Source organism: Synechococcus sp. CCY 0621 (assembly GCF_019038465.1).
Lineage (GTDB): Bacteria > Cyanobacteriota > Cyanobacteriia > PCC-6307 > Cyanobiaceae > Cyanobium.
The window spans coordinates 1-9,961 of sequence record NZ_JAFKRH010000050.1; the positions used below are offsets into that span (position 1 = coordinate 1).

The following is a 9,961-nucleotide window of genomic DNA, read 5'->3' on the forward strand; positions in this document are numbered from 1 at the left end:
GCGTTGAGGAATTCGCCGCGGGCATCAGCCTGAGCAACGACCTTGGTGAAGGCGTCGAACATTGAGTTAGCTCCTGTTCTCGACGTCGAACGTCGGGATTGGGTGGGTAAGGGGGTGAGTCTGGTGCGTCAGCCCGGTGGTGGCCTGGCCGACGTCGACTGCGTCGTTGCTTTCGATGATCGCCTGGCCTCGGCCGGGCATCGCTCCGAAAGACCTACCTATTGTTGTGCCCCGCGTCCATGGGATGGGGGGACCTTCATAAATGGTCACTAGCCCCAGGATCCCTGCTGCTGCAACCATTCTGCCCAGCTGCCCCCATCCCCGGGTTCAGGCTGAACGGATGCCCTGGTGGATCGGTGTAAGGCAGCTTTGGCCGGTGCCTCGCCTCCCAGTAAAAAGGGCCCCCTTCTCGGGGACCCTCAGGGGACGGATCGCGGCTTGGACCGCAGCGGAGCCTGGGCTCAGCCGTCCTCCCTCGCCTTGCCTTTCCCCTTGCGGGGGGCCGGCTGCTCCGGGCTGCCACCGCCGGTCACGGAGACGCTGACGATCCGACCACCCAGGGAGTGGACCAGGCGCATGGTCTCGTTCATGCGGGTGAAGGGCACGTTCATGACCATGTCCGCGGTGCGGGAATAGTCGTTGTTGCTCACACCGGTGACGGTGAGGGCCACCTGGCGGGAGCTGCTGAGGCCGGTGCCTCGGGTACCTGCGGAAACCTTCATGGATTCGGTGGGGTAAGGGGACAAGGCTGGACGGGAAACCGGTTCAGTTGACCGGGGTGATGCTGGCGATGCGGCCGCCTTCCCGCAGAATCTGCTGCTGGGTCTGCAGCAGCTTGTTGAAGGGGATGAAGCGCACCCGGTTGCTGCGCTTGTGCAGGCGGTAGTTGTTGAAGCCGGAGATCTCCACCCGGAAGGTGCGGCCCTCTTCGCCGGCCCCCACGCCCTGGCGTGTGAGGCCATCGGTGCTGACCTTGCGGAACACGCTGCCACGGGCGTTGGGGCTCACCACCGGCATGGGGGCTTCCGCATGCACGGAGGGATTGAGGCGGGACTGGTTCTTGAGCAGGTCGCCCCGCACCGAGGCGCCCACGCCCCGGGTGAGCTGGAGCATGTAGGAGAACTGCAAGCCCTGCTGGCCGGAGGAATAGTCCCAGCCGTGCAGGTAGGGCACCACCTCTTCGCCGAAGCGGGTCTGGTACTCGGCGCTGTCGATGTAGGAATCGATCTCGGCGTCGTAGCCCTGCTCCTGCAGGATCGTGAAGTGGTGCAGCATCTCAGCCTTGTTCTGGGGGGCCCGGCCCAGGAGATGCTTGAAGTTCAGCTCGATGAAGCGGTAGGGATTGCAGTTCTCGAAGAACTTGGCCTTGTAGAGGCCACTCTTGGCCACCTGCCGGACGAACTCCCGCACGCTGAGGTAGCCGCGCTTGAACAGGGACTCCGGACCCGTGAGCCGCTCGCTGGACATCACGTACTGGTTACCGAGCACCTGCTTGTAGACGGCGCGGATCAGGGCAGCCTTGTCGTTTTCAGTGGCGTTCGTCCAGTTTTCCTTGTTGCGGTCGCTGGAGAAACGCTCGATGCCCAGATAGGCAGCGTTGGCAAGTGTCATGAGCGTGGGGGGCCGGAGGGAGAAACGTTGGTTAGGAGGTCGGAGGGCAGGTGCACGTGGCCACTGCGCGATCGGCAGACGCCTTCGAGGACGGCTGCAGCAAACGTCCCGATCATGGGCTGCAAGGCGGATCCTATGGGCCTGTCCGCTCGCCACGACAGGGTTTTCAGAATCGTTACAAACCCCCCGACCGGTGCTCCTTCGCCCGACCCCGTCAACCCCTGGGGTTGTGCCCCCTGGCGGGCTGGCCCCACCCCGATACCATCCGGCCATCATCCCGGTGCCGTCATGACTGCTGTTGTGCCCCTGTCCGAGGACGCCTCCCTGCGGTTGGCCGACCAGCTGCAGGTCCTCTCCCAGGTTGCCGAAGCGCTCACCTACCGCCTGCTGGAGCTTGAGGAACGGCTGGAGGGCCAGGACGAGCGGATCGGCGAACGGTTGCAGCAGGCCGCCGGCCTGGAGGCGGCCCATGGTGTGGCCATGGATCAGCGGCTGGGTGACACCGAAGAGCGACTGGCCAGAATCGAAGCGGCGCTTCGGGGTCTGGATCGCAGCGGGGGGTCCCGCCATCTGCAGGCGGTGCAGCCGCCGGCGCTGCAGCAGGAGCTGCCGGGCTCCCTGAGCGAGGAGGCAAGCTTCGATCTGGGCCCCGAGGACACTGACCCCTTCCTCGACGAGGGTGAGCAGCCCTTCATGGACGAACTGATCGCCGGCTGAAGCCCCGGGACGCCTCCCTGGCCTTCGCCGTCAGTTCTCCAGCCAGGCCGGGGGGATGTCGCCGCTGTAGTCGTGGGTGCGCTCGAATTCGAACGGCCCGGCCAGCGATCCCCACAGCTGCTCATGGGTGGCCGGATCGTGGCCCCGATCGATGGTGCGCATGCCCCGGGGGTCGATCTCGAAGCTGCTGACCAGATAGGCGAGGCTGCCCTTGCGCTCCACGAGGCAACGGCAACCGGGTTCCACCTCGCCACTGAAGCCTTCGCCCACCTCCCGCACCACATAGGTGCAGCCTTCCAGGGGCAGCAGGTCGGCAGCGCCGATGCTCTGGCGTCGCCCTTCGTCTTCGATGGCACCCCAGAAACGCTGCTCGTCGCGCAGGGCCTGGTTGTGGATGATCAGCTCGCCGTCGCGCTGTTCGGCCCGGAGCACCCGGATCCGGTAGGGAGTGCCGGGGGTGATGGCGTAAGTCTGCTCAAGGAGCAGCGAACCCGGAGTCAGCTGGGGCAGCGGCCGGAACTTGACCAGGATGTGGGCGTAAAGGGGTGGGTTGTCGAAGGCCTGGGCCTGGTTGCTGAAGCCAGCGCTCAGCTGCTGGATGAGGCGGGCAAGGGAGCTGCTCATGGGGCGCAACCTAGAGGTCGAGCAGGCGGATCCGGAAGGCGCCCACCTGGCGGGCCGTGGTTGGATCGCCCTGGGCGAAGGGGTGGTCGGCTACGCAGCCGAGGATGGCTTCAAGCTTCTCAGCGGCCGACAGTCCGTGGGACGGATCCTCGCGGCTGTGGGCCTGCCAGGCTTCGTCGAACGCCTGGGCAAAGCTGTCGGCGTTGTTGAAGATCTGGCTGGAGGTCGAAGGCGGCTGGGGCATGGTGATGGGCTGCAGCGCAGTCCGCACGCAATGCCAGGACCCAGATTTGAACTGGGGACACGGCGATTTTCAGTCGCCTGCTCTACCAACTGAGCTATCCCGGCCCGTCGCCGAAGCGACGCTCGGATCTTAGATCACGGCCTGCTGCGGGATCGGCCCCCAGGGGTGCGGGCCAGGCAGAGCATCCCTACCACCGGCCAGCCGAGCGTTTCCAGGGCCAGGGCGGCGTTGCACCCGGTGGCTCCGCTGGTGAGGATGTCGTCGACGATCAGCACCGGCCGCCCCGTGGCTTCGCCGGGGCGGGGTCCGCGGCGGCAGTGGAAGGCGCCCTCCTGGTTGGCCAGCCGCATGGCCCGCTTCAGATGATGCTGGCCGAGCACCGGCCGCGACCGTTCCAGCAGGTCGTCGTGGCGGTAGCCCAGCTGGTGCACCAGCTGGCGGCACACCAGGGCGGGCAGGGGGTTGCCATGCCGTTTCCAGCTCGGCACCGGCACCAGCAGCGGCCGACGCCGCCACTGGGGCAGCCCCTCCGCCAGCACCCGCACCAGGGCGGCGATCCGGGCCTCCTCAGGCCGCTGCCGCAACCCGAGAAGTAACCGTCGCAGCTCTCCGTCGTAGGACCCGGCCGCCCACCACAGCAGGGGCTCGTTGCCCCGCTGGCCACCGTCCGGCAGGGGGAGCTGGCGGCGGCAGGTGGGGCAGGGGGCTGCGGCGCCGTGCTGGGGCGGCTGCAGGCCGCGACACAGGGGGCAGGGGGTGGCGGCAATCCAGTCGAGCGGCAGCCGAACCAGGCGGGCGAGGAGGGTCAGGGGTCTGGCGCTGCTACTTCAAGCCTTCCCGGGGAGCGACCGCAGCATGGCCACCAGGGTGCGGTGGGCGTCTTCGCTGTCGCTGAGAGCGTGGTCGAAGGGCACCTCCACGGGGGTGCCGTCGACCTCCAGGCGCATGGCGTGGGGCTCGACGGCCAGCATGCGGGCCTCCATGGCCTCGCTGCAGCCGCCGTAATGGCGCGCGTAGGCCAGAACGGCGGCGGCGTGGTCGTCATTCATGTGCTTGCAGATGCGGTCGCTCACCGCGGCGGTGAGGGGGTCGGCGGCCATGGGGTGGAAGCGGTTGGGGGGATTCTGGGCTCAGGCGCCGGCGAAGCGCTGCCAGAGCAGCAGGCCCAGACGCACACCGCTGAAGCCCACAAAGCCCGCCAGCACGATGAACAGCGCGATGGAGAGGATCGAGCTGAGGCGTTCGTTCATGGCCGTAGGGGTGGTGATTCGATCTCCATCCTGAAGCTGGCCCTGGCCAGCAGGGCCATGCCCAGGGCCGCCGTGCGTTTCGGTCGGTTCAGCACTGGGATCCCCAGGGCCCGGGAGCGCAGGGCCCGCCACTGGCTGTTGCGGGCGCCGCCACCGACGCTGATCACCCGCTGCAGGGCCGGCGCCCCCAGCTGCCGCAGCCGTTGCCAGCCCGTCGCCTCAATGGCGGTGAGGCCCTCGAGCAGGGCCTGCAGGTAGCGGGCATCGCTGACGGGCCTCGGCTCCAGGATCGGCTCCAGCTCCGGGTCATCCACGGGAAAACGTTCACCTTTGCGGCTCAGGGGGAGCAGCTTGAGCCCCGTCGGGCGGTCCGGATTGATCTGGCGGCTCAGCTCCGCAATCCGTTCGTCGTCGAAGAAGCGGCGCAGCACTCCGGCGCCGGCGTTGGAGGCCCCCCCCGCCAGCCAGCGGCCGGCCACCCGGTGGTTGCTGAGGCCGACGCCGGCCAGGGGCGCCGCCACGAACTGCTTCAGCACCAGGGTGGTGCCCAGCACGGCGATGCCATCACCGGCCTGGGGGTCGGCGGCCAGCACGGCGGCATTGGCATCGGTGCTGCCCGCCACCACCTGGCAGTCCCCGGGCAGGCCCAGGCACGCCGCCGCCGCAGGGGCGAGTGGGCCCAGCAGGCTGCCGCTGGAGCGGATCTGCGGCAGCGTCTCCACGCCCAGGCCTGACGCCACACCAGCGAGCCAGGTTCCGTGCTCCAGGTCCCAGCCCAGGCGCACGTTGTTGCCCTCCTCGCCCCAGCGCCAGTCGTCCAGCAACCAGCCCATCAGCCAGTCGGCCTGGTGGCGCAACAACAGGCCCGGCCCCAGCCCCGCTTCCCTGGCCATGGCCAGCAGGCGCAGGGCCCTGGCCAGGGTGCCGCTGGCGCTGGCGGCCGGATGGCTGGGGGCGCCGCCGGAGGCCTGGCCCAGAACCGCCGCGATGGCCCCGGACTGTTCCGTGCAGGCCAGGTGGTACGGCAGGGCCTGTTCCAGGGGCGGCGGCAGCAGGCGGCCATCGGCCCCGCAGGCCAGCAGGGTGCCGGAGGTGCCATCGATGGCGATGGCACGCGCCCGGCGGCGGATCGCTTCGGGAACGGTGGCCAGCAGCTCGATCAGCCCCTGCCGCCAGGCGCCAGGTTCTTCCAGGCGACCGGGGTAGGGGGATTGCCGGCTCAGCAGCGGATCATCGGGCTGGCCGCCGGCGGCACCCGCTTCCGCCAGAACGGCCAGGCGCAGGCCGCTGCTGCCGAGGTCAACCCCCAGAAACAGCGCTGACACGGCTCGCCGTGGCCTGCTTCAGGGTGGCGGCGATAGCGGTCACGTCCTCCCAGGGAAGGTCGAGGTCCTTGCGGCCGAAGTGTCCGTAGGCCGCCACGTCCTGGTAGAAGCGTCCGCCCCGCTGCTGGGGCAGTTCCCGCAGGCCGAAGGCCTCAATGATCGCGCCGGGCCGCAGGTCGAAATGCTCCTGCACCAGGGCGGTGAGGTCGGCGTTGTCGAGGGCACCGGTGCCGAAGCTTTCCACCAGGATGCTCACGGGCCGGGCCACGCCGATGGCATAGCTGAGCTGCACCTCGGCCTTGTGGGCCAGACCTGCCGCCACAAGCGCCTTGGCCACATAGCGGGCCGCGTAGGCGGCGGAGCGGTCGACCTTGGTGGGGTCCTTGCCGGAGAAGGCACCGCCGCCGTGGCGGGCATAGCCGCCGTAGGTGTCCACGATGATCTTGCGGCCCGTCAGGCCGGCGTCTCCCTGGGGGCCGCCCACCACGAACTTGCCGGTGGGGTTGACGTAGAAGCGGGTGCCTTCCCTGGTGGGCTTCAGGGGCAGATCGGCGGTGGCGGGGAGCACCACGTGCGTCCACAGGTCGTCCTTGATGCGCTGCTGCACAGCCTTCTCATCGCTGAGGCCCTCCACTTCAGCGGTGTGCTGGGTGGAGATGAGGATCGTGTCGATCGCCACGGGGCGATTGTTCTCGTACTCCACGCTCACCTGGGTCTTGCCGTCGGGGAGCAGGTAGCCGAGGCTGCCGTCGTGGCGCACCTGGGCCAGCCGAAGGGCCAGCCTGTGGGCCAGGCTGATCGGCAGGGGCATCAGCTCCGGGGTTTCGTCGCAGGCGTAGCCGAACATGATGCCCTGGTCGCCGGCGCCCACCTTGTCGAGGGGGTCGCCGTCGTGGTCGTCCGCCTCATCCACGCCCTGGGCGATGTCCGGCGACTGTTGATCCAGGGCGATCAGCACGGCGCAGCTCCTGGCATCGAAGCCACCGGCGCGGGCGCCGCTGTAGCCGATCTGTTCGATCACACCCCGCACCAGGGTGTTGAAGTCCACCCGCGCGCTGGTGGTGACTTCCCCTGTGATCAGGCAGAGGCCGGTGTTGACCACCGTCTCGCAGGCCACCCGGCTGGCGGGGTCCTGGGCCAGCAGGGCGTCGAGAACGGCATCGCTGACCTGGTCACAGATCTTGTCGGGGTGGCCTTCCGTCACCGATTCCGAGGTGAAGACGAAACGGCTCATGGGGGAATGCGATCAGTCGATGGGTGAGCTTATTCCCAAAGGTTGGCTGGCTCCGGCAGGGATGGACGGAGCCGCCAGCGTCGAGACGCTTTGGGGCACCACGGTGAGTTCCCGCCAGTGATCCAGCTGCAGGAAGGACGCATCCAGCTCCACCGGCCGCCGCCATCCGGCCCGGTAGCCCAGCACCACCGGCACCCCGGCGGCCCGGGCCATGCGCAGGTCGCTGTTGGCGTCACCGATCAGGGCACAGCTCTCCACCGCCACGCCCAGTTCGGCGCACAGGCCTTGGACGGCGGCGGGGTCAGGCTTGCGGGGCTGATGTTCAGCGCTCCAGATGGCCTGCACGGAGGAGGCGAGATCATGGGCCGCCAGAAACGCTTCGATGCCGTCGACATGGTCATTGCTGATCACGGCGCAGCGCACCCCCGCCCGCCGCAGGGACTCCAGCAGCGGGCGCAGACCGGCGGTGGGGGCCGGCCGCTGCTCACTCCCCTGGCCGTGCAGGGCGTCGGTACGGGCGAACACGGCTTCGGCCATGGCCAGAGCTTCGGGCCAGCCCAGTCCCACCTGCACAAGAGCGGTGGCGGTGGCCACCAGGTTCTGGTCGCGGCTGGCCACCGCCATGGTGCCGGCGGGATGGACGCCATCAGGGGCAAGGCCGTAGGCGCGGTGCAGCAGGTCGCCCAGGTCGCGGTGACGCTCCGGGTTGCCGGCGGCCAGATCGGCCAGGGCCAGACAGTGAAAGACCCTGGCCTGGGCCAGGGCCACGAGCATGGGCTCGCTGTGGCTCATGGTGCCGTCCTTGTCGAACAGCACCGCCTCCAGAGAACGATCACCGCAGGGAAGGGGCGTGCCCCGCAAGGACAGAAGCACCATCGTCAGAGGGCCGGAGCCAGGGGCTTCATTCGAGCGAGACGCCCATGGGCTCGTTGTCCTCAGCTTGCTCCAGCAGCATCTGCTTGTAGCGGGCGGCCATTTCCTCGGCCTTGTCGAACACCTTCTGGGGATCGCTCAGCATGTCGCCGGGTTCCGGCTCGAGGGCCTTGGTGGACAGCGAGATCCGGCCCCTCTCGGCGTCGAGATCGATGATCATCACCTTCATCTGATCGTTGACATTGAGCACCGTGTGGGGCGTCTCGATGTGCTCGTGGCTGATCTCGGAGATGTGCAGCAGACCGCTGACACCACCGATGTCGATGAAGGCGCCGTAGGGCTTGATGCCCCTGACCGTTCCCAGCACCACTTCGCCCACTTCGAGGCGATTCATCTTGCGCTCCACCAGGGCGCGGCGATGGCTCAGCACCAGGCGGTTGCGCTCTTCGTCCACCTCCAGGAACTTGAGGGGGAGGAAGTCGGCCACGAGCTCCTCCTTGGCCTTGCGGGTGCTGATGTGGCTGCCGGGGATGAAGCCCCGCAGGCCCTCCACCCGCACCAGCGCGCCACCGCGGTTGGTGGCGAACACTTCGCTGTAGATGGTGGCGTCTTCCTTCTGCAGCTGGCGCACCCGCTCCCAGGCGCGCTGGTACTCGATGCGGCGCACCGACAGGGTGAGCTGGCCGTCTTCGTTCTCCTCGCTGAGGATGAAGAATTCGCGCACCTCCCCGGGCTCGAGCACGTCGGAGAGATGCTCGACGCGGTTGATCGACACCTCCTGCAGAGGCATGAAGGCGGCGGTCTTGGCGCCGATGTCGATCATGGCGCCCTTCGATTCAAGGGCGAAGACGGTGCCGTTGACGACGTCACCCGGCTTGAAGTTGTAGTCGTACTTGCTGAGCAGAGCCGCGAACTCGTCCAGCGTGAAGCCCACACCGTCGCCGTCCCGAGCGCTGACCCTGCTGCTGGAGTCGTCGGCGCTGGGCACCTCTTCCGGGATTGCCAGATCGAGTTCTGCTGTGGTCTCGATGTCGGCGGCCTCCTCGTTGCTGATCGGCGTGAGGGCCTCGAGGGTGTCGGCTTCGGAAGAAGGAGTGAGGGTCATGGAGCTGGGACGGTCTGCCGGTGGCAGTGCGAAGGAACGGGGTGACTGCCCGCCTGCAGCGCACACCCGATCGGTCACTCTATCAATGGGCCGGCAGACGAACCGCTTGACGGCCTGGAACCGGCCTCAGCCGACCACCACCAGGCGGTTCTTGGTCTTGCCCCGGTTGCCCAGGCCTTCCAGGGTGGCCACGAAATCGCTGACGCTCTGGAACTGGCGGTAGACGGAGGCGAAGCGCACGTAGGCGACTTCGCTCATCTCCCGCAGGCGCTGCAGCACCAGTTCCCCGATCTCGTTGCTGCTCACCTCGCGGCCGGCCCGCTGCTGCAGCACCAGTTCGATGTCGTCGACGACGGCCTCCAGCCGGGAGGGTTCGAGGCCTGTTTTCTCGCAGGCCCTCAGCAGACCATGCAGCAGTTTGCTGCGATTGAAGGTCTCCCTGCTGCCGTTGCGCTTGACCACGGTGATCGGGACAGTCTCGACCCGTTCGTAGGTGGTGAAGCGAAAATCACAGTTGAGGCACTCCCTGCGTCGCCGCACACTGCGTCCGGAATCCGCGGCCCTTGATTCCAGAACACGGCTATCGGTGTGTTGGCAGGAGGGACATTGCATCCCTGGGCACGCTTCCAAGTATTTGGAGTGTAAACAGCTACGCGCACAAAGAGAAGGGCTTGCCTTCAAGGTGGGGGCCCAGGCAAGAAAAAACCCCTGGTTTCCCAGGGGTTGAATCAATCTGGAAGTGTGGTCACTTGCCGATTTTCGGGGGATCGCGGAAGGCGATCGCGAAAAAGAGCGTGGAAATGGCCAGGGCCAGGATCAGGATGTAGGCGAAGCTCTCCATGGGAATCCTCGGGGGGGCTGGCGGTCAGCTGAGGGGGGAGCCGGCCGGGGGCACGAAGCCCTCGGGCAGGCGTCGGGTGGAACGGTCGCCCAGCTTGGCGAACAGACCGAATTCCACCTGCTCGCCGAGATCGGGGT

Annotated in this window: 13 protein-coding genes and 1 tRNA gene; 1 reads left to right on the forward strand and 13 read right to left on the reverse strand. The window is 67.9% G+C overall.

Going from position 1 to position 9,961, the window contains the following annotated elements; translation table 11 throughout:
* Positions 1-461 precede the first annotated feature (461 nt).
* Both KUG43_RS15920 and KUG43_RS15925 read right to left on the reverse strand, forming a co-directional pair.
* The gene (locus KUG43_RS15920) at positions 462-722 is read right to left on the reverse strand and encodes a rod-capping linker protein CpcD domain-containing protein (RefSeq protein WP_216910709.1); all 261 of its coding nucleotides are present in this window, start codon (positions 720-722) and stop codon (positions 462-464) included.
* 43 nt (positions 723-765) lie between these two features.
* Positions 766-1,611 (reverse strand): phycobilisome rod-core linker polypeptide, encoded by an 846-nt coding sequence (locus KUG43_RS15925; RefSeq protein WP_216910711.1) that lies wholly within the window; start codon positions 1,609-1,611, stop codon positions 766-768.
* A gap of 288 nt (positions 1,612-1,899) precedes the next feature.
* Between KUG43_RS15925 and KUG43_RS15930 the strand changes: the two genes are divergently transcribed.
* Complete coding sequence (locus KUG43_RS15930; protein ID WP_216910713.1) at positions 1,900-2,328, forward strand: hypothetical protein; 429 nt, start codon at positions 1,900-1,902, stop codon at positions 2,326-2,328.
* A gap of 30 nt (positions 2,329-2,358) precedes the next feature.
* Here the strand turns inward: KUG43_RS15930 and KUG43_RS15935 are convergent, their stop codons facing one another.
* From KUG43_RS15935 to KUG43_RS15985, 11 genes are all read right to left on the reverse strand, one after another.
* A complete protein-coding gene (locus KUG43_RS15935) occupies positions 2,359-2,952 on the reverse strand; it encodes a chromophore lyase CpcT/CpeT (RefSeq protein WP_216910715.1) in 594 nt (197 codons plus the stop codon).
* 10 nt (positions 2,953-2,962) lie between these two features.
* Entirely contained in the window at positions 2,963-3,196 is a 234-nt protein-coding gene (locus KUG43_RS15940; RefSeq protein ID WP_216910717.1) for a hypothetical protein, read from the reverse strand.
* A 31-nt stretch (positions 3,197-3,227) separates the two neighbouring features.
* Positions 3,228-3,300: transfer RNA gene (locus KUG43_RS15945), tRNA-Phe, on the reverse strand.
* A gap of 30 nt (positions 3,301-3,330) precedes the next feature.
* The gene (locus KUG43_RS15950) at positions 3,331-3,780 is read right to left on the reverse strand and encodes a ComF family protein (protein ID WP_216910719.1); all 450 of its coding nucleotides are present in this window, start codon (positions 3,778-3,780) and stop codon (positions 3,331-3,333) included.
* A 243-nt stretch (positions 3,781-4,023) separates the two neighbouring features.
* On the reverse strand, positions 4,024-4,296 hold the full coding sequence (locus KUG43_RS15955; RefSeq protein WP_216910721.1) for a DUF2470 domain-containing protein: 273 nt from the start codon (positions 4,294-4,296) through the stop codon (positions 4,024-4,026).
* A 146-nt stretch (positions 4,297-4,442) separates the two neighbouring features.
* A complete protein-coding gene (locus KUG43_RS15960) occupies positions 4,443-5,771 on the reverse strand; it encodes an FGGY-family carbohydrate kinase (protein WP_216910723.1) in 1,329 nt (442 codons plus the stop codon).
* Positions 5,746-7,005, reverse strand: a complete 1,260-nt coding sequence (gene metK, locus KUG43_RS15965; RefSeq protein ID WP_216910725.1) for a methionine adenosyltransferase — start codon at positions 7,003-7,005, stop codon at positions 5,746-5,748. Before metK ends, KUG43_RS15960 begins: the two co-directional genes overlap by 26 nt.
* A 12-nt stretch (positions 7,006-7,017) precedes the next feature.
* On the reverse strand, positions 7,018-7,881 hold the full coding sequence (locus KUG43_RS15970) for an HAD family hydrolase (protein WP_216910727.1): 864 nt from the start codon (positions 7,879-7,881) through the stop codon (positions 7,018-7,020).
* 25 nt (positions 7,882-7,906) lie between these two features.
* Positions 7,907-8,983: a 30S ribosomal protein S1 gene (locus KUG43_RS15975; RefSeq protein ID WP_216910729.1), complete on the reverse strand. Its 1,077-nt coding sequence runs from the start codon at positions 8,981-8,983 to the stop codon at positions 7,907-7,909.
* 126 nt (positions 8,984-9,109) lie between these two features.
* Complete coding sequence (gene nrdR, locus KUG43_RS15980) at positions 9,110-9,595, reverse strand: transcriptional regulator NrdR (RefSeq protein WP_216910731.1); 486 nt, start codon at positions 9,593-9,595, stop codon at positions 9,110-9,112.
* Between the two features lie 133 nt (positions 9,596-9,728).
* Positions 9,729-9,824, reverse strand: coding sequence for a photosystem II reaction center protein T (locus KUG43_RS15985; protein ID WP_010314684.1), 96 nt, complete (start codon positions 9,822-9,824; stop codon positions 9,729-9,731).
* Positions 9,825-9,961 lie beyond the last annotated feature (137 nt).